24 protein-coding genes and 1 tRNA gene are annotated in these 22,959 nt (G+C 68.3%); 8 read left to right on the forward strand and 17 right to left on the reverse strand.

The window, feature by feature from the left end; all coding sequences use genetic code 11:
- Positions 1–147: 147 nt before the first annotated feature.
- Entirely contained in the window at positions 148–771 is a 624-nt protein-coding gene (locus ACFOES_RS00760; RefSeq protein WP_377830874.1) for a LysE family translocator, read from the forward strand.
- Positions 758–1,546 (forward strand): GFA family protein, encoded by a 789-nt coding sequence (locus ACFOES_RS00765; RefSeq protein ID WP_377830878.1) that lies wholly within the window; start codon positions 758–760, stop codon positions 1,544–1,546. Before ACFOES_RS00760 ends, ACFOES_RS00765 begins: the two co-directional genes overlap by 14 nt.
- 3 nt (positions 1,547–1,549) lie before the next feature.
- Here the strand turns inward: ACFOES_RS00765 and ACFOES_RS00770 are convergent, their stop codons facing one another.
- Positions 1,550–1,987 (reverse strand): glyoxalase, encoded by a 438-nt coding sequence (locus ACFOES_RS00770; RefSeq protein WP_377830882.1) that lies wholly within the window; start codon positions 1,985–1,987, stop codon positions 1,550–1,552.
- Between the two features lie 77 nt (positions 1,988–2,064).
- Between ACFOES_RS00770 and ACFOES_RS00775 the strand changes: the two genes are divergently transcribed.
- Positions 2,065–2,685 carry a LysE family translocator gene (locus ACFOES_RS00775; RefSeq protein ID WP_377830884.1) on the forward strand — a complete coding sequence of 207 codons (621 nt, stop codon included), beginning with the start codon at positions 2,065–2,067 and terminating at the stop codon, positions 2,683–2,685.
- Positions 2,686–2,768: 83 nt separating this feature from the next.
- Here ACFOES_RS00775 and ACFOES_RS00780 read toward each other — a convergent pair whose 3' ends face one another.
- The 6 genes from ACFOES_RS00780 to ACFOES_RS00805 all read right to left on the reverse strand — a co-directional run bounded on the left by ACFOES_RS00780 (position 2,769) and on the right by ACFOES_RS00805 (position 6,301).
- Positions 2,769–3,005: a GlsB/YeaQ/YmgE family stress response membrane protein gene (locus ACFOES_RS00780; protein ID WP_377830888.1), complete on the reverse strand. Its 237-nt coding sequence runs from the start codon at positions 3,003–3,005 to the stop codon at positions 2,769–2,771.
- Positions 3,006–3,079: 74 nt separating this feature from the next.
- On the reverse strand, positions 3,080–3,976 hold the full coding sequence (fmt, locus tag ACFOES_RS00785; protein WP_377830891.1) for a methionyl-tRNA formyltransferase: 897 nt from the start codon (positions 3,974–3,976) through the stop codon (positions 3,080–3,082).
- An 11-nt stretch (positions 3,977–3,987) separates the two neighbouring features.
- A complete protein-coding gene (gene def / locus ACFOES_RS00790) occupies positions 3,988–4,488 on the reverse strand; it encodes a peptide deformylase (RefSeq protein ID WP_377830894.1) in 501 nt (166 codons plus the stop codon).
- The gene (gene def, locus ACFOES_RS00795; RefSeq protein WP_377830898.1) at positions 4,485–4,991 is read right to left on the reverse strand and encodes a peptide deformylase; all 507 of its coding nucleotides are present in this window, start codon (positions 4,989–4,991) and stop codon (positions 4,485–4,487) included. Before def (ACFOES_RS00795) ends, def (ACFOES_RS00790) begins: the two co-directional genes overlap by 4 nt.
- Entirely contained in the window at positions 4,991–5,512 is a 522-nt protein-coding gene (gene def, locus ACFOES_RS00800; protein WP_377830901.1) for a peptide deformylase, read from the reverse strand. Before def (ACFOES_RS00800) ends, def (ACFOES_RS00795) begins: the two co-directional genes overlap by 1 nt.
- Positions 5,513–5,557: 45 nt before the next feature.
- Entirely contained in the window at positions 5,558–6,301 is a 744-nt protein-coding gene (locus ACFOES_RS00805) for an alpha/beta fold hydrolase (RefSeq protein ID WP_377830904.1), read from the reverse strand.
- A gap of 262 nt (positions 6,302–6,563) precedes the next feature.
- Between ACFOES_RS00805 and ACFOES_RS00810 the strand changes: the two genes are divergently transcribed.
- Positions 6,564–7,736 (forward strand): MalY/PatB family protein, encoded by a 1,173-nt coding sequence (locus ACFOES_RS00810; RefSeq protein ID WP_377830906.1) that lies wholly within the window; start codon positions 6,564–6,566, stop codon positions 7,734–7,736.
- A gap of 195 nt (positions 7,737–7,931) precedes the next feature.
- Here ACFOES_RS00810 and ACFOES_RS00815 read toward each other — a convergent pair whose 3' ends face one another.
- Positions 7,932–8,798: an N-formylglutamate amidohydrolase gene (locus tag ACFOES_RS00815; RefSeq protein ID WP_377830911.1), complete on the reverse strand. Its 867-nt coding sequence runs from the start codon at positions 8,796–8,798 to the stop codon at positions 7,932–7,934.
- Between the two features lie 148 nt (positions 8,799–8,946).
- Here ACFOES_RS00815 and ACFOES_RS00820 point away from each other — a divergent pair.
- Positions 8,947–9,021: transfer RNA gene (locus ACFOES_RS00820), tRNA-Val, on the forward strand.
- A 62-nt stretch (positions 9,022–9,083) separates the two neighbouring features.
- Complete coding sequence (gene ykgO / locus ACFOES_RS00825) at positions 9,084–9,209, forward strand: type B 50S ribosomal protein L36 (protein WP_377830914.1); 126 nt, start codon at positions 9,084–9,086, stop codon at positions 9,207–9,209.
- A gap of 92 nt (positions 9,210–9,301) precedes the next feature.
- Here ykgO and ACFOES_RS00830 read toward each other — a convergent pair whose 3' ends face one another.
- The 9 genes from ACFOES_RS00830 to ACFOES_RS00870 form a co-directional block, all read right to left on the reverse strand.
- The gene (locus ACFOES_RS00830) at positions 9,302–10,936 is read right to left on the reverse strand and encodes a peptidoglycan-binding protein (protein WP_377830917.1); all 1,635 of its coding nucleotides are present in this window, start codon (positions 10,934–10,936) and stop codon (positions 9,302–9,304) included.
- Between the two features lie 30 nt (positions 10,937–10,966).
- Entirely contained in the window at positions 10,967–12,184 is a 1,218-nt protein-coding gene (locus tag ACFOES_RS00835) for a phenylacetate--CoA ligase family protein (protein ID WP_377830919.1), read from the reverse strand.
- An 80-nt stretch (positions 12,185–12,264) separates the two neighbouring features.
- On the reverse strand, positions 12,265–13,104 hold the full coding sequence (locus ACFOES_RS00840; protein ID WP_377830923.1) for an ABC transporter ATP-binding protein: 840 nt from the start codon (positions 13,102–13,104) through the stop codon (positions 12,265–12,267).
- Positions 13,105–13,202: 98 nt separating this feature from the next.
- On the reverse strand, positions 13,203–14,489 hold the full coding sequence (locus ACFOES_RS00845) for an ABC transporter substrate-binding protein (protein WP_377830927.1): 1,287 nt from the start codon (positions 14,487–14,489) through the stop codon (positions 13,203–13,205).
- 71 nt (positions 14,490–14,560) lie between these two features.
- Positions 14,561–15,637 (reverse strand): branched-chain amino acid ABC transporter permease, encoded by a 1,077-nt coding sequence (locus ACFOES_RS00850; protein WP_377830932.1) that lies wholly within the window; start codon positions 15,635–15,637, stop codon positions 14,561–14,563.
- 50 nt (positions 15,638–15,687) lie between these two features.
- Entirely contained in the window at positions 15,688–15,849 is a 162-nt protein-coding gene (locus ACFOES_RS00855) for a hypothetical protein (protein WP_377830936.1), read from the reverse strand.
- 139 nt (positions 15,850–15,988) lie between these two features.
- Positions 15,989–16,975 carry a branched-chain amino acid ABC transporter permease gene (locus tag ACFOES_RS00860; RefSeq protein ID WP_377831002.1) on the reverse strand — a complete coding sequence of 329 codons (987 nt, stop codon included), beginning with the start codon at positions 16,973–16,975 and terminating at the stop codon, positions 15,989–15,991.
- 62 nt (positions 16,976–17,037) lie between these two features.
- The gene (locus ACFOES_RS00865) at positions 17,038–17,859 is read right to left on the reverse strand and encodes an ABC transporter ATP-binding protein (protein WP_377830940.1); all 822 of its coding nucleotides are present in this window, start codon (positions 17,857–17,859) and stop codon (positions 17,038–17,040) included.
- A gap of 162 nt (positions 17,860–18,021) precedes the next feature.
- The gene (locus ACFOES_RS00870) at positions 18,022–19,992 is read right to left on the reverse strand and encodes a long-chain fatty acid--CoA ligase (protein ID WP_377830944.1); all 1,971 of its coding nucleotides are present in this window, start codon (positions 19,990–19,992) and stop codon (positions 18,022–18,024) included.
- Positions 19,993–20,186: 194 nt separating this feature from the next.
- On the opposite strand from ACFOES_RS00870, the gene ACFOES_RS00875 reads away from it, so the two are divergent.
- Complete coding sequence (locus ACFOES_RS00875; RefSeq protein WP_377830946.1) at positions 20,187–22,124, forward strand: PAS-domain containing protein; 1,938 nt, start codon at positions 20,187–20,189, stop codon at positions 22,122–22,124.
- Entirely contained in the window at positions 22,121–22,825 is a 705-nt protein-coding gene (locus ACFOES_RS00880; protein WP_377830948.1) for a response regulator transcription factor, read from the forward strand. Before ACFOES_RS00875 ends, ACFOES_RS00880 begins: the two co-directional genes overlap by 4 nt.
- Positions 22,826–22,959: the final 134 nt, after the last annotated feature.

The following is a 22,959-nucleotide window of genomic DNA, read 5'->3' on the forward strand; positions in this document are numbered from 1 at the left end:
GTCCGGGGGGCCGGGAATGTGCCCCCCGGCTTCGTCCGGTCCAGCGGCGCGCAGAAGGTCGGCCACGGCCGAAACCAGCGCCGAATGGCGATCCGCTCTTGCCCCCGGCGCCGGTTTCCCGCCATCTGACAGGAAAGGGAAATCGGCATGTCATTTCACGGCTGGAGCGTCTTCGCCCTGTTCTGGGTGGTCTTCGTCACCACCCCCGGCCCCAATGCGGTGAACTGCATGGGCAACGGCATGGCCCATGGCTTTCGCCGGTCACTTTGGGGTGTCGCCGCGATCCTGACCCAGGCGAGCCTGTTCCTGACCCTCTCCGCCCTCGGCGTCGCCGCCTTGATCGCCGCCTCGCCCGATCTCTTGCACGGCTTGAAGCTCGCCGGCGCGGCGGTGCTGGTCTGGCTCGGCATCCGCGGCTGGATGAATGCCGGCAAGATCGTCACCACCGACAGGGCCTCGGGCGGGACGATCTATTCCCGCGCCCTGATGATCGCCACGATCAACGCCAAGAGCCTGGCCGGCTATCTCGCCGCCTTCACCCAGTTCGTTCAGCCCGACGTGCCGCTGGGGCACCAGATGATCTACATCTACCCCACCGCGCTGACCATCACCGCGCTGTCCTATTCCGGCTATACCGCGCTTGGCGCGCTCCTGGGCCGGGCGGCGCTGGGGGCGGTGTTGAACCTGTGGTTCCGCCGGGCGATGGCCCTGGCCTTCGTCCTTTATGGTATTCTGGTCGGCAGCAGCGGAGGCGCCCATGTCCGGACCTGATTCCGAACACCATGAAGGCGGCTGCCTGTGCGGCGCCGTGCGCTTCGAAGTGACCGGGGCGCTGCCGCGGGTCGCCGCCTGTCATTGCGACAGGTGCCGCAGCTGGAGCGGCCATGTCTGGGCCGCCAGCCCGGTGCCGCACACCGCCTTCCGGCTGACGCGGGACGAGGGGCTGGACTGGGTGGTCTCCTCCGAACATGTCAAGCGCGGCTTCTGCCGCCATTGCGGCTCGAGCCTGTTCTGGCAGGACGACCGCGAAGACCGGATCGCCGTCGCCGCCGGCGCTTTCGACGGCCCCACGGGCACCCGGCTGGAAAAGGATCTCTGCGTCGAGGAGGCCGGCGACTACTACCGCATCCCCGGCCACGAGACCGCGCGGCCGGAAGCGCCCGACCGGCTGACCGCCGAATGCCTCTGCGGCTCGGTCCGCTTCACCCTGCCCGGCCCGGCCGGGGCCGTCACCGCCTGCCACTGCTCGCAATGCCGCCGCAGCTCGGGCCATTTCGCCGCCTCCTTCGATGTCGACGAGGCCAGCGTGGTCTACGAATCGCGCGAGACGCTGGCCGAATACGAGACCCCGGGCTTCGCCCGGCGCGGCTTCTGCCGCCAATGCGGCTCGAGCCTGTGGTACCGCGCCGGCGACGGCGCCTTCGCCGTCGAGGCCGGGGCGATCCGGGGGCCGACCGGCGGCCGGCTGGTCCTGCACATCTTCACCGAGGACAAGGGCGATTACTACGAGATCGGCGACGACCTGCTGCCGCCGCCGAAGGACTGAGGCTCAGGGCCTGTTCTCCATCCGCCGGCTCGGCACCCAGGCATAGCCCGAGGGCGACAGGATCACCGCCTCGCGCAGCCCGTGCGGCGGCTTGTCGACCGGGGCCTGCAACACCATCGCGCCGTCATGGGCCGCAGCCCGCGCCGCCGCCGCGTCCGGGTCGGTCTCGTGCAGCCGCAGCTCGATCCCGGCGCCACGCGGGCCGGCCTCGGGCAGCAGCCCGGGCAGCGGATGGGCGGCATAGGTGCGGTCGGCATGAAGCTGGAAGACCTGGCCACCATATTCCATGATCGCGAAATCGGCACTCAGCCGATGCGCCGCCAGCCCCAGCACACCGGCCAGGAACGCCGCCTCGGCCCGCACGTCGCGGACCAGCAGGTTCACCGTCAGCCCGGTCAGCGCGTGGCCGAAATCCCGGGCGTCCACCGTTTCGTAATCCATCGCCCCCTCCCTGACTGCGGCATCTTGACCATCGTGGCCGCCGGCGTCCAGATGGCGGCAACGGATCGGAGACACGAATGCTCGACCTGCTGCTGCAGTTCCCCCTCGACCGCCTCGCCACCTTCGTCGCCGCCGGGCTGGCGCTGAACCTGACGCCCGGGGCCGACGTGCTCTTCGCCACCGCCAGCGGCATTCGCGGCGGACCGCGGGTCGGCGCGCTGGCCGGGCTCGGCGTCGGCTTCGGCGCCGTCTGGCATGTCAGCCTCGCCGCCCTCGGCATCTCTGCCGCGCTGGCCGCCTGGCCCGCAGCCCTGACCGCGATCCGCTGGGCCGGCGCCGGCTACCTGCTGGCGCTGGCCTGGAAGAGCTGGCACGCCGGCGCGCCGGGGCCGGGGCGCGGGGCCGAGAGCGGCTGGCGCGCGCTGCGGCGCGGCTTCCTGACCAACGTCCTCAACCCCAAGCCGGTGCTGTTCATCCTCGCCTTCCTGCCGCAGTTCACCGACCCGGCGCTGGGGCCGGTCTGGCAGCAAATCGTGCTGCTGGGCGGCATCTTCGCCTTTACCGGGACGCTGGTGACGATGGGCTACGGCCTGACCGCCGGCATCGTCCGCCACGCGCTGGGACGGAGAATGGCGGGGTTGAACAAGCTGGCGGCACTGATCTTCGGCGGGCTGGCGCTGCGGCTGGTGGTGGACTAGGCGTCTGCCGGGGGGGCGCCGACGGCACGGGCGGGACGCCTCCGGCGGGAGTATTTCGGCAAAGAAGAAATGGCAGCGGCGGCTCAGCGCCCGAAATAGGTGCGCCAGAGCCAGATCAGCAGCATCGCGCCCAGCACGGCGCCGACGAGGCCGGCGAAGAGACCGGTGAGCATCAGCAGGAAGCGCAGGACCAGCCCGCCGATCAGGGCGCCGAAGATGCCGATGGCGATGGTCGTCGGGACATCGGCATCGAGATCCATCAGCCGCGTCGCCAGAAAGCCGGCGGCAGCGCCGATGATGATGAGCAGAACGATCGGCATGGTCTCTCCCCTCGCGCTATCGCCCCGACTATCGCCGGAATCGCAGGCGCTGTGAAGCCGGGGCGGCCGGCCGATCAGCCGATCCGCGCGGGCAGTTGCCAGCCGCGCAGCAACTCCCCGGCCGTCATCGGCCGCTTGCCCTGGCGTTGGGCCAGGGTGATCTCGACCGCGCCGTCGCCGCAGGCGACGGTGAGCCCGTCCAGAACCTGCCCCGGCGCGCCCGATCCCTCGGCCAACCGGCAGCGCAGCAGCTTGAGCCGCTCGCCCTCGATCTCGACCCAGGCGCCGGGAAAAGGCGACAGGCCGCGGATCAGGCGGCAGACCTCGACCGCCGGGCGGGCGAAATCGACCCGCGCCTCGGCCTTGTCGATCTTCTCGGCATAGGTGACGCCGTCCTCGGGCTGCGGTGCGGGCTCCAGCTCGTCCAGCCGCGCCAGCGCCTCGAGGATCGCCTCGGCGCCGATCCGTGACAGCCTGTCGTGCAGGTCGGCCGTCGTTTCCTCGTCGCCGATCGGCGTCGCCCGGCGCAGCAGCACCGGCCCGGTATCTAGGCCCGCCTCCATCTGCATGATGCAGACCCCGGTTTCGGCATCGCCGGCCATGATCGCCCGGTGGATCGGCGCCGCGCCGCGCCAGCGCGGCAGCAGCGAGGCATGGATATTCAGGCAGCCGTGCCCCGGCGCGTCCAGGATCGGCTGCGGCAGGATCAGCCCGTAGGCGACGACGACGCCGACATCGGCCCCCAGCGCCGCAAACTCGGCCTGGGCCTCGTCGTTGCGCAGGCTTCTGGGGTGGCGCACCGGGAGGCCCAGCGCCTCGGCCCTGGCCTGAACCGGGCTCGGCCGCTCCTTCTTGCCGCGGCCGGCGGGGCGGGGCGGCTGGCAATAGACGCAGATCACCTCGTGCTCGGCGGCCAGCGCCTCCAGCACCGGCACCGAGAACTCCGGCGTTCCCATGAAGACAATCTTCATCGCGGCCTCCCCTAGCGGCGGCGCAGCTTCTGCGCCCGCGTCAAGAACATCTTGCGTTTCACCGGCTTGAGATGGTCGAAATACATCCTGCCGTTCAGGTGGTCGATCTGGTGCTGGACCGAGGTCGCCCAGAGGCCGACGAAATCGCGCTCCTCCGTCTCGCCCTCGGCGTTGAGGAAGCGCACCGTCACCGCCCGCGGCCGTGCGATCACCGCCGAGACGCCGGGCAGGTTCGGGCTGGCCTCCTCGTGCTCGCGCAGCTGCACCGAGGCGTGGAGCACCTCCGGATTGGCCATCAGCACCGCCTGGCCGCGCTTGTCGGAGCAATCGACGACGGCGAGCCGCTGCATCACCCCGATCTGCGGCGCACCGAGGCCGTAGCCCGGCATCGCATCCATGGTCTCGACCATGTCGGCCCAGATGTCGCGGATCTCGTCGGTGATTTCCTCGACCGGTGTGGCGGGGGTCTTCAGCCGCTTGTCCGGCCAGGGAACGAAGGGCCGGACGGTCATGCGCGTTCGAGCGCCTGCAAGGCCGGCTCGACCGCCTCGCGGTCCTCGGGCGCCAGGTGGTCGATGCAGAGGATGCCATCGAGATGGTCGCGCTCGTGCTGGACGCAGGTGGCGGCGAAACCGGTGAAGGTTTCCTCGTGCACCGCGCCGTCGAGCCCGGTGAAACGCAGCGTCACCTCGGCCGGGCGCGCGACCTCGGCGGTCAGGCCGGGCAGCGACAGGCAGCCCTCGGCCCGCATCGCGGTTTCGGCGCTGGCATGCACGATCTCGGGATTGAGCATCACCCGCGGCTCCGGCGCGCCTTCTTTCCAGCCGGCATCCATGACGAAGATCCGCCGCATCACCCCGATCTGCGGCCCGGAAAGGCCCCGGCCCGGCGCGGCATACATGATGCGCAGCATCTCGTCGGCGAGCTCGCGCAGATCGTCGGTCACGGCCTCGACCGGCGCCGCCTGCTGGCGCAGGCGGGCATCGGGCCACAGCAGGATCGGCCGGTCCGCCATCAGACCCGCGCCTTCTCGCGCTTCAGCTTCTGCATCTTGCGGGTGATCATCTGGCGCCGCATCGGCTTGAGATAATCGATGAACAGCTTGCCGTTCAGGTGGTCGATCTCGTGCTGGACGCAGGTCGCCCAGAGGTCCGAGAACTCCTCTTCCTGCTCGGTCCCGTCCAGCGCCAGCCACTTGACGCGCACCACCGCCGGGCGCTCGACCTCGGCATATTGCTCGGGGATCGACAGGCAGCCTTCCTCGTAGACGCTGCGCTCCTCGGAACTCCAGGTCACTTGCGGGTTGAACAGCACCATCGGCCGCGGCGCCGCCTCCGGGTCCTTGACGCAATCCATCACCAAGAGGCGCGAGAGCACACCGACCTGCGGCGCCGCCAGGCCGATGCCGGGGGCGTCATACATCGTCTCGAGCATGTCCTCGGCCAGCCTGCCCAGCTCCGGCGTGATCGCGGAGACGGGATCGGCCACCTTCTTGAGGCGCGGATCGGGATGGATCAGGATCGGTTTGATGCTCATGGCATTGCATTTAGGGGATGCCGGGGCGGCGCGCAATGGCAGCCCCTAGTCCAGGAACCGCGCCAGCGCCCGGGCGAAGGCGGCAGGGTCGTCCAGCATCATGCAATGCCCGGCCCCGGGAAGGGTGGTGACGGCGATCCCCGCCGCCGCGACCTCCGGATCTTCGCCGACCTCGGCGCTCAATTCGCCCTCGATCAGGTGGCACGGCATCTCCAGCGACAGCAGCAGGTCGCGCATCATCGGGTCGCTGCCGCCGCCGAGCGCCGCCTCGCTGCGGAACAGCGCGACCGGATCGGCCAGCCGCATCGTCGCCGCCCAGTCCGGGCCCGCCGCCGCCAGCCGGTCGGCAAAGCCGCTGCGGGCGAAGCTGTCCTCGTCATGGCCCTCAAGATGCGGCCGCGGCGTCGGCAACAGGTTCGGCTCGGCCAGCACCAGACGACGGACAAGCTCGGGCCGCCGCGCCGCCAGCACCAGCGCGACGCTGCCGCCCATGCTGTGGGCGACGATCTCCGCCGGCCCGAGCGCCAGCGCCTCGATCGCCCGCGCCACGGTCCCGGCATGGTCTTCGAGCGTGTAGCCGAAGTCGTGCGGACGGTCGCTGAGGCCGAAGCCGAGGAAGTCGAGCATAACCGCCCGGCGCCGCCCCAGCACCGGGTCGGCCGCGATCGGCGCGAAATAGGCCGGCGCGCTGGCGCCAAGCCCGTGCAGGAACAGCCGCGCCGGCCCCGGCCCGGGAAACTCGACATAGCCCATGCGCGCGCCCCGCGGGCCGACCGTCACGAATTCCATCGCCGTATTCCCTTTTTGTTCCGCCTCTGCTATGCCAAGCGCGACGCCCGACCGCAAGACAGGACCACGGCGGCGCGGCAATCGCGGGACGTATGTTCCAGACGTGAACAGGTTTCCGGATCACCGTTCTAAGTTGCGAGGAAAATTTGGGACAATTTCCCAAAATCACCATCTTCAATGGTCCGATATTCCCTGCTATTTCTCAAATCCGGAACAGGCGCCCCGTCGGGCGGGGCCCGCATGTGAAAGGGGACAGCATCCGATGAATTTCGACGAGGTCATCGACCGTCGCGGCACCCATTCGGCGAAATGGGACAAGATGGAGGCGGTCTACGGCGTGCCGGCCGACAAGGGCATCGCGATGTGGGTCGCCGACATGGATTTCCGCGCCCCCGACTGCGTCACCCGCGCCCTGAAGGAGATGACCGATTTCGGCATCTACGGCTATTTCGGCGACGACAGCGCCTATCTCGAATCGATCCGCTGGTGGATGTCGAACCGCCACGGCTGGGAGGTGCGGCCCGAGTGGATCTTCACCACCCACGGCCTCGTCAACGGCACCGCGATGTGCGTCGACGCCTATACCCGGCCCGGCGACGGCGTGGTGCTGTTCACCCCGGTCTATCACGCCTTCGCCCGCGTCATCAAAGCCGCCGGGCGCGAGGTGGTCGAATGCCCGCTGGTCAACAATGCCGGCCGCTACGAGATGGATTTCGACTCCTATGACGCCCGGATGACCGGCAAGGAGCGCATGGTCATCCTGTGCTCGCCGCACAATCCCGGCGGCCGGGTCTGGACCGAGGCCGAGCTGCGCGGCGTCGCCGATTTCGCCAAGCGCCACGACCTGATCCTGGTCTCGGACGAGATCCACCACGACCTGGTGATGCCCGGCCATACCCACCACGTGATGGCCAAGGCGGCGCCCGACATCCTCGACCGGCTGGTGCACATGTCGGCGACCACCAAGACCTTCAACATCGCCGGCAGCCATTCGGGCAATGTCATCATCCCCGACGAGACCCTGCGCGCCCGCTTCGCCGCCCGCATGGCCGGTCTGGGCATGTCGCCCAACTCCTTCGGCCTGGTGATGGCGACGGCGGCCTATTCGCCCGAGGGCGCCGCCTGGCTCGACGCGCTCCTCGCCTATCTCGACGGCAACCGCCAGATCTTCGACGCCGCCGTCGATGCGATCCCCGGCCTCAGTTCGATGCCGCTCGAAGCCACCTACCTGGCCTGGGTCGATTTCTCCGGCACCGGCATGACGGCCGAGGAATTCACCGCCCGGGTCGAGAAGCAGGCCCGGATCGCGGTCAATCACGGCGACACCTTCGGCAGCGGCGGCGAGAACTTCCTGCGCTTCAACCTTGCCACCCCGCGCAGCGTGGTCGTGGAAGCCGTCGAACGGTTGCAGAAGGCCTTCGCCGACCTGCAGTGACACCGGCGAGGCTGGGGGCTCTGCCCCCAGACCCCCGGGATATTTCGGCTCAGGTGAAAGCAGAAGCGCGCGCCCCCCTTTCACCTGAGTGGAAATATCCCGGGGAGGCGCCCGAAGGGCGGCGGGGCAGCGCCCCGACGCGCGCAGCGCAAATGAACAGGCATGCGCCGCAGGCGCGCAATATGACAGGCGGCGCTACTCGGCCGCCAGTGGCAGGTCGGTGGCATGGGCGGCGACGATCTCGGCCATCACCCCTTCGATCAGGGCCTGGACGGCGGCGAAATCGGCGCTGGGGCGAATCGTCGCCTCGTCCATGTAGAGCGCCCGGTCGATCTCGACCTGCACGACATGCTGGCGGCGCGAGGGCCAGCCGTAGGTCTGGGCGATATAGGCGCCGGCGAAGGGGGCGTTGCGCGCCACCCGCAGCCCGGCGGCGGCGAAGGCGGCCTCGATCCGCTCGACCACCGCCGCCCCGGCCGAGGCGCCGAAACGATCGCCCAGCACGACGTCGGGCGGGCTGCCCCGGCCGCCGCCGTGATGGGCGATCGCCTCATGCGGCATCGAGTGGCAGTCGATCAGGATCGCCTCGCCGAAGCGGGCCCGGCTCTCGTCCAGCAGGGCGCGCAGCCGGGCGTGATAGGGCTCCCAGTAGTCGGTGATCCGCGCCGCCGCCTCGGCCGCCGGGATCTTGCCGCGATAGATCGGCCGGGCATTCGAGACGACGCGGGGAATCACCCCCAGCCCCGACGAGACCCGCGGGTTGTGGCCGCCGGGCCGGGCATTGGCGATCAGCGCCGGATCGAACTCGTCGGCGCCGCGGTTGAGATCGACATAGGCGCGCGGCACCCGGGCGCAGAGCAGCGGCGCCCCCAGCCGCGGCGCGGCGGAATAGAGCCGGTCGACGAAGGCGTCCTCGGACGAGCGGATCGCGTGCCGGTCCAGCACCGTCGCCTGCAGAAATGCCTGCGGATAGTCCCGCCCGCTATGGGGCGAGGCGAAGATCACGCCGGAGCGGCGGATCTCGGGCAGGAACAGATCATAGGCAACGGTTTCGGCGGTCATCCGGTCTCCTTCACCGAAAAAATATAGACGCTTTTCAGAAGATGCCAAAACCCCTTGAACACCGCTCCGACTCCTTTTATAGACCTGCGAACCGACGCGGACCTGCCCGCGTCCTTTGTTTGAAACGGGCAGGGTCGATGACGGTGACGGGCGCGTAGCTCAGCGGTAGAGCACTACGTTGACATCGTAGTGGCCACAGGTTCGATCCCTGTCGCGCCCACCATCCGCCCCTTCGGGGGCATTTGTGTTTTCAGGCGCACGCGCGCCGCGAATGGGAGAAGACCGATGAAGGTCAAGAACTCGCTCCGCTCGCTCAAGCAGCGTCATCGCGATTGCCAGATCGTGCGCCGTAACGGCCGCGTCTACGTGATCAACAAGACGCAGAAGCGCTTCAAGGCCCGCCAGGGCTGATCCGAAGCTGCCAGAGCCGGACTTCAGGGGCCGTCGCGAGAGATCGCGGCGGCCCTCTCCGTTTCGCCCCTCGCCGGGCCCCTCGCCGGGCCTCAGTTCCCCGCCGAGGCCAGCAGCCGCACCAGCGCCACCTGGGTCAGGTAGCCGGTCACCGGCAGGTCGTTGGCGCGCTGGAAGCGGCGGATGGCGCGGCGGGTCTTGAGGTTGAACACGCCGTCGACCTTGCCCGGATCGAGATTGAGCGCCGCCAGCCGGCTTTCCACCAGCCGCCGGGAGAAGGGGGTCAGGCCCAGCGCCGCCTCGGCCGCCTGTGCCTTGCGCTCGGCCGCATCGTTCTGCTGCTGTTGCGTCAGGCGGCGGATGCGGGCATGGGCGGCATCGGCGAAGGCGCCCTTGGGGAAGGCGCGCAGATAAGTGCGATAGGCGGCGACGGTGTCCTTTGACGCGGCCCGGTCCCAGGCGGCCCGGTCCTGGCGCGCGGCGGCGGCGTGCTTGCCGGCCTCGATCTTGTCCAGCCGCGCCTGGGCGACGTCGGCATAGGTGCCGTCGGGATAACGGTCGAGATAGCTGCGCAGCCCGGCCTCGTCGCCCTTGGCGCCGGTCTGGGCCCAATAGGCCTTGTCCTGGCGCTCCTCGGCGGCGCGGCGGGCCTCGGCCTCGGCCTGAAGCTGCTTGGCGCGACGGGTGGCCTGGGCGTTCAGCCGGGCGATCTGGCCGGCGTCGAGATAGCCCGTGGCAGTCGTCCCCTGCGCCAGTTGCCAGTCGCGAATCGCCGCCCGGGTGCCGGGGCCGAAGATGCCGTCGATGCCGTTCGGGTCATGGTCGAGGATCGACAGCGCGCGCTGGATCTGGGCGCGCTGGTCGCGGCTGAGGTTCAGCCCCTCCTCGGTCTTGCGCTCGGCCCGGTGCGGGTCCGAGAGCATCTGCGCCAGCAGCTTGCGGGCGTCCTCGGCATGGGCGCCGGCGGGGTAATCGGACAGGAAGGCCTGGACGGCCTCGGCCGTGTCGGAGGCCTGCGCCGCCTGCCAGGCCGCGGCCTCGGCCGCCGTGTCGGCGGCCACTGCCTCGCCCGTGCCCGGCGCCGGCACGAAGGGCACCATCGGGGCGAGGAAGCCCTCGGCGGAGAGCTCGGGATGGGCAGCGGCGAGGGCGGCGAGGCTCTGCCCCGGCTGGCCGAGATCGCCCGAAGCGAAATCCGCCACTGGCCCGATCGGGCCGCTGATCACGGTGACGCCCTGCGGGATGTCGAGCGGGCCGAGCCCGCCGGCCAGCCCGGCACCCAGCGCCAGCGGACTGTCATCGCCGCCCAGCAGCACCAGCGCCCCGCCCGGCGCCTGGCCGGCGATCTCGAGCACGGTATCGAGGTTCACGCCCATGGCGCCGACCGTGGCAAGGTCGGGGCCCGTGGCCTCGGTGCCGAGGAACCAGCTGGCCCGGCCGGAATGGACGAAATGTCCCTCGAGCAGGATCGCCAGCCGCCCTGCCCCCTCGGCCGAGGCACTGAGCCGCGACAGCGCCTGGCGCAGCCCCGCGGTGTCGAGGTCGCGCGACGAGACGACGGAGAAACCGAGCCGGCGCAGCGTCTCGGCCGCCTGAACCGCGCGGCCGGCGCCGGCGGCGTCGATGGTCCGGGCATAGGTGGAGTTGCCGACGATCAGCGCCCGCCCCTCGGCAAGCGCGGCGGCGGGGATGGACAGGGCAAAGGCGGCAAGAACGACGGCTTTCACAAACAGACCCTCCGGTAACCGGGGCCTGCCTCAGTCGTAGTTGCGCCGATCCTCGATGACCTTGCCGTCATTCGGCAGCGATCCCGGCGGCACCAGCTCGACCTTGCCCCGCAGCTTGAGCGTATCCAGCACCGAGCCCTCATACAATGCCGGGTTGGCGGCGCGGGTCTCGATCTGGACGGTCATCACGTCCATTTCCCCCTCGCGGTCGGCGATCACCCGCGCGCGGGCGACCTCGTCATGCCGGGCGACCAGCGCGGCGACCTGCTCGGGCCGGACGAACATGCCCTTGATCTTGGCGGTCTGGTCGGCGCGGCCCATCCAGCCCTTGATCCGCATGTTGGTGCGACCGCAGGGGCTCTGCCCCGGCAGAACGGCGGACAGATCGCCGGTGGCGAAGCGGATCAGCGGGTAATCGGGGTTGAGCGTGGTGACCACCACCTCGCCCACCTGGCCCGGCATCACCGGGGTGCCGGTGCCGGGGGTGACGATCTCGACGATCACGCCCTCGTCGACGATCATGCCTTCCATCGCCGGGCTCTCATAGGCGATGTTGCCCAGGTCGGCGGTGGCATAGCTTTGCAGGCAGGCGATGCCGCGCTCGGCGTATTCCTTGCGCAGCGACGGGAACAGCGCCCCGCCGCCGACCGCCGCGCGGGTGAACTTGAGCGCCTCGCCCATCGCCTCGGCCTTGTCGAGGATCACCTTGAGGTAGTCGGGCGTGCCGGCATAGGCGGTGCAGCCGATATCGGCCGCGGCTCGCACCTGCAGTTCGGTCTGGCCGGTGCCGGCGGGCAGCACCGCCGCGCCGACCGCCCGGGCGCCGTTCTCGAAGATCATGCCGGCCGGCGTCAGGTGATAACCGAAGCAGTTCTGGACGATATCGCCCTTGCCGATGCCGCAGGCATGCAGGAAGCGGCCCATGCGCCACCAGTCATGGCTGGTGCGGCCGATCTCGTAAATCGGACCGGGCGACTGGAAGATATGCTCGTAACCGCCGCCGGCGGGGATCAGCCCGCCCAGCGGCGGCGCCCCCTTCTGCGCCGCGCTCAGCTCGGACTTGCGGATCACCGGCAGGGCGGCCAGCGCCTCGGCCGTGGTGAAGGCGTCCGGGTCGACATCGCCCAGCAGCGCGGCCAGTCCCGGCGCCGTCTTGGCCCGGGCGATCTGCGCCGGCAGGGCGCGGGCCAGATCGGCGGCACGCTGGTCGGCGCTGCGGGTTTCGAGATCGTCGAAATACTCTGTCATCGCTGCAATGGGGTCGCCCCCCTCCTTGCCCCGCGCGGATTGCCGGCGGGAAATCACTGTTGAACCAATGGCGCCGGGGCTCAGGCCAGCCAGCGTTTGCGGCGGCGGTAGGAGCGCACGTCGCGGAACGACTTGCGGCCCTCGTCCGAGACGCCGAGGTAGAATTCCTTCACATCCGGGTTCTCGCGCAGCTCGGCCGCCGGGCCGTCCATCACCACCCGGCCGCTTTCGAGGATGTAGCCGTAATGGGCAAAGCGCAGCGCGACATTGGTGTTCTGCTCGGCCAGCAGGAAGGTCACGCCCTCATGCTCGTTGACCGACTTGACGATCTCGAAGATCTGCTCGACCAGCTGCGGCGCCAGGCCCATCGAGGGCTCGTCGAGCAGGATCGTCTCGGGCCGGCTCATCAGCGCGCGGCCGATCGCCACCATCTGCTGCTCGCCGCCCGAGGTATAGCCAGCCTGGCTTTTCCGCCGTTCGCGCAGCCGCGGGAAGTAGTTGTAGACCATCTCGAGATCGGCGGCGATCGCGGCCTTGCCGTCGGTCCGGGTATAGGCGCCGGTCAGCAGGTTCTCCTCGACGGTGAGGTGCTCGAAACAGTGGCGCCCCTCCATCACCTGGATCACGCCCTTCTTCACCAGGTCGGCCGGGGCCATGTCCTGCACCCGCTCGCCGCGATAAGTGATCGCGCCCTTGGTGACCTCGCCGCGCTCCGAGCGCAGCAGGTTCGAGATCGCCTTCAGCGTCGTCGTCTTGCCGGCGCCGTTGCCGCCCAGAAGGGCGGTAATGCCGCCCTTGGGCACCTTCAGGCTGACGCCTTTGAGCACGAGGATCACGCTGTTGTAGATCACCTCGATATTGTTGACCTCCAGCAGCGTCTCCTGCGTGGCGGCGGCGTCTGTCTTGGCTGCGTCCAGCATCTGGCGATCCCGTTCGTTGAAATCTCTGCCCGGTTTCCCGGGGCTTGGGGGAGGGTGCGGCGACGCCCGCCGCCGCACCCGGTGTCAGCTCAGCCCGCTCAGTTGCAGTCGCGCGGGGTGATGTTGTTTTCCTTGGCGAAGGCGCCGGAATCCTCGGCGATCAGCGGGTCGATGACCGAGTGGTCGCTTTCGATCCAGTCGGTGATCACGTTCCACTTCTCGGCCTTGGCGTCCCACTGCATGACCTGGGCCTTGCCCGAGCCACCGTGGTTGGCGCAGCTGACCTTGAAGTCGGGGCCGAATTTCGGCATCCCATCCGCCGCCATCAGCTCGTCGGTGACGTTCAGGTTCTCCATCCCGTCACGCATCTCGGCCGGCGTGATCTGCTTGTGGCCCGACAGTTCCTGCGCCTTCTTCGCCGCCTCGGCAGCCAGGAAGGCGGCATAGAGACCGCGGTTGTAGAGGATGGTCCCGGTCTGGTCGCCCGCGCCCGCCGCCTTGCCGGCATCATAGACGTATTTCTTCAGGTCGCTGTAGATCGGGAAGTCGCTGCCGACGCCGCTGAAGGTCAGCGCCTTGTAGCCATTGGCGGCCGCGCCGGCGGGCTTCACGTCGTTCTCCGAACCCGACCACCAGATGCCGATGAAGTGGTCCATCGGGAAGCGGACGTTGGCGGCTTCCTGGATCGCGACCGGGTTCATCACGCCCCAGCCCCACATCAGGACATAGTCCGGACGATCGCGGCGGATCTGCAGCCACTGGCTCTTCTGTTCCTGACCGGGATGGTCGACCGGCAGCAGGCTCAGCTCGAAGCCGTATTTCTTCGACAGTTCCTGCAGGGTGCGGATCGGCTCCTTGCCGTAGGCCGAGTTGTGGTAGAGCAGCGCGATCTTCTTGCCCTTCAGGTCGTTGTTGTTCTCCGACAGGAGATACTTGACCATGATCGAGGCGCCGTCCCAGTAGTTGACCGGGAAGTTGAAGACCCACTTGAACACCTTGCCGTTGGCGGCCGAGGTGCGGCCCAGGCCCGAGGTCAGCATCGGGATACCGTCCTGCGTGACCTTCGGGATCAGCTGGTAGGTGATGCCGGTCGAGAGCGGCTGGTAGAGCAGCGAGCCGAGACCCTTGGTCGACTCGTAGCACTCGACACCCTTCTCGGTGTTATAGGCGGTTTCGCATTCCGGCACGTCCACCTTGACGCCGCCGATGCCGCCGTCGCGCTCGTTGAGCAGGGTGAAGTAGTCGGCATAGCCGTCGGCGAAGGGAATGCCGTTGGCGGCATAGGGGCCGGTGCGGTAGCTGGTCGACGGGAACACGAGGTCGGCCAGCGCCGGGCTCGCTCCGGCGATCGCCGCGATGGCAATGGCTGCGAGAGTCTTCTTCATGTCTTGATCTCCTCCCAGAGAACGTTGGTTACGGGATGCCGGTTATCCGGTCTTGTGATTGGGCGGCCCGCCTAGTGCGGGAAGGGCCAGAGCCTCAGCTTCTCCTTGGCGGTGCGCCAAAGCTGCGCCATGCCGTGCGGCTCGGCGATCAGGAAGACGATGATCAGCGCGCCGACGATCATCAGCTCGACATGGGCGGCCAGGTCGGTGGGCCAGCCCAGCCCGACCACCAGCGTGTTCTTCACCAGCACCGGCAGCAGCACCAGGAAGGCCGCCCCGGCAAAGGAGCCGAAGATCGAGCCCAGGCCGCCGATGATGACCATGAACAGCACCAGGAAGCTCTTCTGGATGCCGAAGGCCTCGCCGACCTCGACCGCGCCGAGATAGACCGAGAAGAACAGCGCCCCGGCGACACCGATGAAGAACGAGCTGACGGCAAAGGCGGAGAGCTTGGTGGTCAGCGGGTTGACCCCGATGATCTCGGCCGCGATGTCCATGTCGCGGATCGCCATCCATTTGCGCCCCACCGTGCCGCGCGTCAGGTTGCGCGCCAGCCAGGACAGGCCGAACAGGATCACCAGGCAGAACAGGTATTTCGCCATCGGCGTCGTCGCCGCGCCGGTAACCGGAACGCCGAAGATGGTGCGCTCGGGCGCCGAGATCTGGCCCGAGGCCGAGTAGTTGTAGAACCACGGCACCTTGTTGAACAGCCAGACCAGGAAGAACTGCGCCGCCAGCGTCGCCACGGCGAGGTAGAAGCCCTTGATCCGCAGGCTGGGCAGGCCGAACAGCATGCCGACCAGCGCCGTCACGCCGCCGGCGAGCAGGACGTGGATGAAGATGCTGACATCGGGGAAGGCGGTCATCAGCTTGTAGCAGGCATAGGCGCCCACAGCCATGAAACCGCCGGTGCCGAGGCTGACCTGGCCACAATAGCCGGTCAGGATGTTCAGCCCGATCGCCGCGATCGCGTAGATCAGGAACGGGACGAAGACCGCGTTCGCCCAGTAGTCGTTGATGAAGAACGGAACGATCCCGAAAGCGATCACCAGAACCGCGTAGTACCGCATCCGGTCGAACTTGATCGGAAAGGTCTGGCTATCGTCCACATAGGACGTCTTGAAGTCGCCTGCCTCGCGATAGAACATTCAGCGCATCCCCTCTTGTTCAGGGGATGCGCTGATCGTCGCCCTACGGCTCAGCAGCCCCTGCGTATCCTCAACCAAGACCACATGCCGATGGCGGCACCGATGGCTGCGAACAGCACTTCCAGCGCCAACATCATCTGCGGTTCGTCCGCCGGCGCCGCGACGGCGATCCAGCCGAAGGTGAGCGCGGCCAGCCAGCCGATGGTGAACATGATCGAGCAAGTCTTCATGGGCAGGATCCCTCCCTGATCCTGATCCGCGCCCGAAGCCGGGCCGGACCTGCGTTGCATCCAATGTCACGCGGCCTCCCTTCCCCGCGACATGACGACGCATACGATCAAACCCCATGTCTTACACCCGTTCAATAATTTTCTCGCCGAACAGCCCCTGGGGCCGGAAGACGAGGAAGACCAAAGCCAGCACATAGGCGAACCAGTTCTCGGTCGCGCCGCCGACCAGCGGGCCGACCCAGAACTCGAACAGCTTCTCGCCGACACCGATGATCAGCCCGCCGACGATGGCGCCGGGGATCGAGGTGAAGCCGCCCAGCATCAGCACCGGCAGTGCCTTGAGCGCGATCAGCGACAGCGAGAACTGGACGCCCGACTTGGCGCCCCACATGATGCCCGCGACCAGCGCGACGAAGCCGGCGATCGACCAGACCAGCACCCAGATGAAGCGCAGCGAGATGCCGACCGACAGCGCCGCCTGGTGGTCGTCGGCCACCGCCCGCAGCGCCCGGCCCTGCTTGGAATACTGGCTGAACAGCGTCAGCGAGATCACCAGCAGCGCCGCGATCACCGTCGCCACGATGTCGAGCCGGTCGATGTAGAAGCCGTAGCCGAAGAGGTTGTAGGTGAAATTGTCGATCACCCCGGACATGCCCTGCGGCAGGCCGACATCCATCTTCTTGATGTCCGAGCCCCACATCGAGTCGCCCAGCCCTTCGAGGAAATAGGCCAGGCCGATGGTGGCCATGAACAGGATGATCGGCTCCTGGTTCACCAGGTGCTTGAGGATCAGCTTCTCGATCACGATCGCCAGCCCGACCATCACCAGCGCCGTCAGGGCGATGGCGACGATTGCCGGCAGGTGCCAGCCGAAATGGGTGAACTCGACCCCGAAGGCGGCGTGGATCAGGTCGGCGAAGGGCACCTGGCCTTCCTGGAAGCCGACCAGCGTCAGCGCGGCGAACAGCGCCAGCACGCCCTGGGCGTAGTTGAAGATGCCGCTGGCCTTGAAGATCAGCACGAAGCCCAGCGCGACGAGCGAATACATCACCCCGGCCATCAGGCCGTTGAGGGTGACCTCCATCGCGTAGAGGAGTTGATCAGGCAGTACCATCGGCGCCTCCGGAGGTCTCGCGGTTCAGGTCTTGGTCGGACGGGCGGGGAAAACGGTCAGTCATGCGCCACCCCGAGATAGGCGTCGATGACGTCCTGGTTGTTGCGCACCTCGTCGGGGCTGCCATCGCCGATCTTCTTGCCGTAATCCATCACGACGACGCGGTCGGACAGGTCCATGACGACGCCCATGTCGTGCTCGATCAGGGCGATGGTGGTGCCGAACTCGTCGTTGACGTCGAGGATGAAGCGGGACATGTCCTCCTTCTCCTCGACATTCATCCCCGCCATCGGCTCGTCGAGCAGCAGCAGCTTGGGTTCGGCCGCCAGCGCCCGGGCCAGCTCGACCCGCTTCTTCAGGCCATAGGGCAGCCGACCGACCGGCGTCTTGCGGATCGCCTGGATCTCGAGGAAGTCGATGATCTTCTCGACCTTCTCGCGATGCTCGGTCTCTTCCTTCTCGGCCTTGCCCCACCACAGCGCCTGGGTCAGGAAGCCCGATTTCATCATCGTCAGCCGCCCGGTCATGATGTTGTCGAGCACCGACATGCCGTCGAACAGGGCGATGTTCTGGAACGTCCGGGCGATGCCCTGCTGGGCGACCTGGTAGGGACGCATCTGCGGCCGCAGCTCGCCGCGGAACCAGACCTCGCCCTCCTGCGGGACGTAGAAGCCCGAGATGACGTTGAGCATCGAGGACTTGCCAGCGCCGTTGGGGCCGATGATGGCGCGGATCTCGCCCTCGCGGATGTCGAAGCTGATATCGGTGATCGCGTTCACCCCGCCGAAGCGCAGGGTGATGTTCTTCATCTCCATCAGCACGCCGCCGATCTTGCGGCCGTCGGCGGTGGTGTAACCTTCGGCGGGGGCGTCAAACATGGCGTTTCCCTCGTGTCTTGCAGAGGTGAAAGGAACAGGGCAGGCAGAGGGCGCGCGGCCGCCCGAGGGGAGCGCGGAACGCGCCCGCCTGTGGCGCGGTCGGACGCGTGCCCGTGTCGCAAGCGCCACGGGCGAAGCATCCGCCGTTTGCGTATGCCAAACTCATTCCGCCGCGATCCTCTGATGCCCGGTCTCGACCTTAGCGTCGCAGATCGTCAGCGTCGCCTTGATCGCGCCCTTGCGGCCGTCCTCATAGGTGACCTCGGTCTCGGTATAGATGCTGTCCTTGCCGCCATAGAGCGCGTCGAGCAGGTCGGCGTATTTCTCCTCGATGATCCGCCGGCGCACCTTGCGGGTGCGGGTCAGCTCGCCATCGTCGGCGTCGAGCTCCTTGTGCAGCACAAGGAAGCGGTGGATCTGGCAGCCCGACAGCATCTCGTCCTGCGCCACCGAGCGGTTCACCTCCTCGACATGGTCGCGGATCATCTCGATCACCTTCGGGTGCTGGCTCAGCTCCTGATAGGAAGCGTAGGAGATGTTGTTGCGCTCGGCCCAGTTGCCGACCGCCGTCAGGTCGATATTGATGAAGGCAGTGCACATCTCGCGGTCGGCGCCAAAGACCACGGCCTCGAGGATGCTGGGATAGAACTTGAGCTTGTTCTCGACGTATTTCGGCGCGAACAGGCGGCCGTCGGCCATCTTGCCGACGTCCTTGGCGCGGTCGATGATGCGCAGGTGGCCGGTGCCCTCCTCGAAGAAGCCCGCGTCGCCGGTCGCGACCCAGCCTTCCGGGTCCTTGGTCGAGGCGGTGCTTTCAGGGTTCTTGTAATATTCGACGAAGGTGCCGGGCGAGCGGTAGTAGACCTCGCCATTGTCGCCGATCCTGACCTCGACGCCCGGGCTGGGGACGCCGACCGTGTCGCTGCGCACCTCGCCGTCGGGCTGCTGGGTGATGAAGACCGAGGCCTCGGTCTGGCCGTAGAGCTGTTTCAGGTTGATGCCCAGCGAGCGGTAGAAATCGAAGATTTCCGGCCCGATCGCCTCGCCGGCGGTGTAGGCGACGCGAATCCGGGTCAGGCCGAGCGTGTTCTTGAGCGGCCCGAAGATCAGCTTGTCGCCCAGCCAGTAGCGGAAACGGTCCATGCCGCTGACCGGCTTGCCGTCGAGGATCGCCGGCCCGACCTTGCGCGCCAGCGCCATGTAATGGTCGAACAGCCGCTTCTTCAGCCGCCCGGCATCCTCCATCCGGATCATGACATTGGTCAGCATGGTCTCGAAGATGCGCGGCGGGGCGAAGAAATAGGTCGGCCCGATCTCGCGCAGGTCGGTCATCATCGTCTCGGGGCTTTCCGGACAGTTGACGCAGAACCCGGTCCAGTAGGCCTGGCCGATCGAGAAGATGAAGTCGCCCACCCAGGCCATCGGCAGGTAGGCCAGCACCTCGTCGCCGGCCCTGAGGTGGTCGAACTCGGCCGAGTGGCGCGAGGTCTCGATGATGTTGCGGTTCGACAGCACCACGCCCTTGGGTCGCCCGGTGGTGCCCGAGGTGTAGAGCATGACGCAGGTGCTGTCATAGGTCAGCTCAGCCGTGCGCTTGTCGAGCTCGCCCTCCAGCCGGTGATGGCCGGCGCGGCCCTCGGCGACGATGTCCTCGAGCGCGTTGAGGCGCGAGTGGTCGTATTTCCGCATCCCGCGCTTGTCGAGATAGATCACCTGCTCGATGTGATGGATGCTGTCCTGCACCTCGATCACCTTGTCGACCTGCTCCTGGTCGCCGCAGATGACGAAGCGGGCGCCACAATGGTCCAGCACATAGGCCATCTCGTCGGCGCCGGCGTCCTGGTAGAGCGGCACCGGGATCGCGCCGCACATCTGCGTGGCGACCATCGACCAGTAGAGCGCCGGCCGGTTGCGCCCGATGACGGCGACGTAATCGCCCCGCTCGAGCCCGAGTGCGAGCAGCCCCATCGCCATGGCGCGGGTCTCCTCATAGGCTTGCAGCCAGCTCCAGCTCTGCCAGATGCCGAATTCTTTTTCGCGATAGGCCATGACCGCCCCGTGCACCCGCGCATTGCGGGCCATGAGGGCGGGAATGGACGAGAACTCGCCCGCGGTTGCCCCGGTCTCCACCATTTTCCTCCTCCCTGGGGCCGGCGTGCCGGCACCCTGCGGCCCGGGCGATTCCCTCGCACTCTCGGCCTGGTCACAAAGTCGTGGCCGCCAACCCTTGCCTGAGTTTTTCCCAATCCTAACGAATTGTAACAGCCCGCGCTTGCCCCTTTTCCACAAGCGCGGCACGGTGCTAGCTGACCCGGGGAGGAGGGCAGATGCAGCAGGCCGAGATCACCGAGAAGCTGACGCGGGCGGGGTTGAACCTGATCCAGCAGGCGCTGTCGATCTTCGACAGCGACCTTCGGCTGGCGGTCTGCAACAAGCGCTACCAGGAAATGTTCGGCCTGCCCGACGCGCTGGTCACCCCCGGTGCCGAGTTCGAGGAAACGATCCGCTTTCTGGTGTTGCGCGGCGAATACGGCCCGGTCGAGGACGCGGAGGCGGCGGTGCGGGCGCGGGTCGACGCCGCCCGCGCCTTCCAGCCGCATTACATGGAACGCACCCGCGCCAACGGCCGCACCATTTCGGTCGAGGGCGCGCCGCTGCCGCAGGGCGGCTGGGTGACGGTTTATACCGACATCACCGAGATCAAGCACCAGGAGGCGCTGCTGCGGGCGCGCTCGGAAGAGCTTTCGGACCAGCTTCTGACCCATGCCGAGCGGCTGAGCCAGGCCAACCGGGCGCTGGCGGCGACGAATGCGGCGCTGGAGGAGGCCAAGCGCGAACTGACCGAGATCGAGGCCCGGACACGCTTGACCACCGAGATGATGCCGGCCCATATCGCCCATGTCGACCGCAACCTGCGCTATACCTTTTCCAACCGCCGGCTGTCCTCGGTGATGCCGGGCCGGCCCAGCAGCATCATCGGCCTGACCGGGCGCCAGGCGCTGGGGGACGAGGCTTTCGACCGGATCGAACCCTATCTCGACCGCGCGCTGGCCGGCGAGGCCAGCGTCTACGAATTCACCGACGACCCCTCCGGCCGCCGGATCCGCGCCGCCTTCACGCCCGACCAGCTCGAGGACGGGCCGATCAACGGCGTCTACATCCTGTCGATGGACGTCACCGAGGAGGCCCAGGCCCGGGCCGCCGTCTCCCAGACCCGCAAGCGCGAGCTGGCGGCGCAGCTGACGTCCGGACTGGCGCATGACTTCGCCAACCTGCTGACGGTGATCCTCGGGCTGCAGAGCCGGCTGGAGAAGCTCGCCCTGCCCGCCGGCGCCGCCGACCTGGTGGCGGCGACCCAGGCGGCGGCGCGGCGCGGCGGCACCCTGCTCGACCGCATCGCCAGCATCTCGGGCAAGCGCGAGCTGCGCCCGGTGGCGACCGACCTGACCGCCTTCCTTGCCGACCTGCGCCTGCTGGCCGAGCCGACCCTGCCCGAGAATACCCGGCTGGCGGTGCGGCTGGAGGGCATCGACGGGCCGGTGCTGCTCGACCAGGGGGCGTTGCAGGACACGCTGGTCAACCTGATCCTCAACGCCCGCGACGCCATCGGCACGGCCGGAGACGGCACCGGCGAGATCACCCTCGCCGCCCGGCCCTTCCGCGACACCTGGCTGCAGATCACCGTCGACGATACCGGGCCGGGCTTCACCGAGGAGACGCTGGAGCGCGGGCTCGACCCGTTCTTCACCACCAAGGGCGATGCCGGCTCGGGGCTGGGCCTGTCGATGGTCTACGACCAGACCAAGCTGGCCGGCGGCACGCTGAAATTGCAGAACCGTCCCGGCGGCGGCGCCCGGGTGCTGCTGCGCCTGCCGCTGCGCCGGGCCGCCACCCGCCCGGCCGAGCCGGCGATGGTGCTGCTGGTCGAGGATACCGACGAGATCCGCACCTCGGTGCGCGAGATGCTGCGCGATCTCGGCCATGCCGTTCTGGAAACCGCCAGCGCCGAGGAGGCGCTGACGCTGGCCGACCTGCCCGGCATCGGCATGGTGCTGTCCGACATCGGCTTGCCGGGCGATCAGAACGGCGTCGACCTGATCGAGGCGCTGCAGGCCCGCGGCTGCCCGGCGCGGCTCTACCTGATGACCTCGCTGCCGCCCGCCGACCCGTTGCGGCAGCGCGCCGCCGCGCATGTGCCGGTCTTGACCAAACCCTTCTCCGAAGCGGAGCTTTCCGCCTTCCTCAGCCCCGGGGCCGCCGCATGAGCCAACCGCATATCGCCATCCTCGACGACGAGCCCGAGATCCGCCGGATGCTGTCCGAAGCCCTCACCGAGGCCGGCTTCCGCACCACCGCCTATGCCCGCGCCACCGAGTTCGAGGCGGCGCTGAAGCGGATGGCGCCGGATGTCTGCCTCGTCGATCTCGGCCTGCCCGACCGCGACGGGCTGGCGCTGGTCCACCGGCTGGCGCTGGAATCGGGCGCGGCGATCATCATCATCTCGGGCCGGGGCCAGGTCCAGGACCGGGTGACGGGGCTGGAACTGGGCGCCGACGACTACATCATCAAGCCCTTCGATCCGGCCGAGGTCGTCGCCCGGGTCCGCGCCCGGCTGCGCAAGGGCCGCAGCGATCCCGGCCCCGCCGCCCAGACCGCCAGCTTCAACGGCTGGACTGCCCATTTCGACCGCTACGTGCTGGTCAGCGACGCCGGCGAGGAGGTGACCTTCTCCCATGCCGAGGGCGAAGTGCTGCGGCTGTTCCTCGAAAGTCCCAAGCGGCTGATCTCCCGCGCACAGATGCAGGAGGCACTGGGCGGCGCCGCGGGCGAGAGCTTCGACCGGGCGATGGACGTGCGCATCTCGCGGCTGCGCACCAAGCTGGGCGAGGATCCCAAGAACCCGCGGCTGATCAAAACGATCTACGGCGCCGGCTACATCTTCCTCGGCGACGTCCGCTGGGAATGAGGGAGCGACAGTCCCCGCCGATCTGGAAACCCGAAATTGCACCCGGCGCCCGTTCGAGGATTAGAGGACACGCCGGCGCCCGAGGTGGGCGCGCAACGCGCCCGCCTGTGAGGCGGGCGGCCGCGTGCCCGGCG

This window comes from Acidimangrovimonas pyrenivorans (assembly GCF_042643245.1).
GTDB lineage: Bacteria > Pseudomonadota > Alphaproteobacteria > Rhodobacterales > Rhodobacteraceae > Acidimangrovimonas > Acidimangrovimonas pyrenivorans.

Coding starts and splice junctions, on each gene's coding strand:
- ACFOES_RS00760 (WP_377830874.1), top strand. CDS start 148: ATGTCATTTCACGGCTGGAGCGTCTTCGCCCTGTTCTGGGTGGTCTTC.
- ACFOES_RS00765 (WP_377830878.1), top strand. CDS start 758: ATGTCCGGACCTGATTCCGAACACCATGAAGGCGGCTGCCTGTGCGGC.
- ACFOES_RS00770 (WP_377830882.1), bottom strand. CDS start 1,987: ATGGATTACGAAACGGTGGACGCCCGGGATTTCGGCCACGCGCTGACC.
- ACFOES_RS00775 (WP_377830884.1), top strand. CDS start 2,065: ATGCTCGACCTGCTGCTGCAGTTCCCCCTCGACCGCCTCGCCACCTTC.
- ACFOES_RS00780 (WP_377830888.1), bottom strand. CDS start 3,005: ATGCCGATCGTTCTGCTCATCATCATCGGCGCTGCCGCCGGCTTTCTG.
- fmt (WP_377830891.1), bottom strand. CDS start 3,976: ATGAAGATTGTCTTCATGGGAACGCCGGAGTTCTCGGTGCCGGTGCTG.
- def (WP_377830894.1), bottom strand. CDS start 4,488: ATGACCGTCCGGCCCTTCGTTCCCTGGCCGGACAAGCGGCTGAAGACC.
- def (WP_377830898.1), bottom strand. CDS start 4,991: ATGGCGGACCGGCCGATCCTGCTGTGGCCCGATGCCCGCCTGCGCCAG.
- def (WP_377830901.1), bottom strand. CDS start 5,512: ATGAGCATCAAACCGATCCTGATCCATCCCGATCCGCGCCTCAAGAAG.
- ACFOES_RS00805 (WP_377830904.1), bottom strand. CDS start 6,301: ATGGAATTCGTGACGGTCGGCCCGCGGGGCGCGCGCATGGGCTATGTC.
- ACFOES_RS00810 (WP_377830906.1), top strand. CDS start 6,564: ATGAATTTCGACGAGGTCATCGACCGTCGCGGCACCCATTCGGCGAAA.
- ACFOES_RS00815 (WP_377830911.1), bottom strand. CDS start 8,798: ATGACCGCCGAAACCGTTGCCTATGATCTGTTCCTGCCCGAGATCCGC.
- ykgO (WP_377830914.1), top strand. CDS start 9,084: ATGAAGGTCAAGAACTCGCTCCGCTCGCTCAAGCAGCGTCATCGCGAT.
- ACFOES_RS00835 (WP_377830919.1), bottom strand. CDS start 12,184: ATGACAGAGTATTTCGACGATCTCGAAACCCGCAGCGCCGACCAGCGT.
- ACFOES_RS00840 (WP_377830923.1), bottom strand. CDS start 13,104: ATGCTGGACGCAGCCAAGACAGACGCCGCCGCCACGCAGGAGACGCTG.
- ACFOES_RS00845 (WP_377830927.1), bottom strand. CDS start 14,489: ATGAAGAAGACTCTCGCAGCCATTGCCATCGCGGCGATCGCCGGAGCG.
- ACFOES_RS00850 (WP_377830932.1), bottom strand. CDS start 15,637: ATGTTCTATCGCGAGGCAGGCGACTTCAAGACGTCCTATGTGGACGAT.
- ACFOES_RS00855 (WP_377830936.1), bottom strand. CDS start 15,849: ATGTTCACCATCGGCTGGCTGGCCGCGCTCACCTTCGGCTGGATCGCC.
- ACFOES_RS00865 (WP_377830940.1), bottom strand. CDS start 17,859: ATGTTTGACGCCCCCGCCGAAGGTTACACCACCGCCGACGGCCGCAAG.
- ACFOES_RS00870 (WP_377830944.1), bottom strand. CDS start 19,992: ATGGTGGAGACCGGGGCAACCGCGGGCGAGTTCTCGTCCATTCCCGCC.
- ACFOES_RS00875 (WP_377830946.1), top strand. CDS start 20,187: ATGCAGCAGGCCGAGATCACCGAGAAGCTGACGCGGGCGGGGTTGAAC.
- ACFOES_RS00880 (WP_377830948.1), top strand. CDS start 22,121: ATGAGCCAACCGCATATCGCCATCCTCGACGACGAGCCCGAGATCCGC.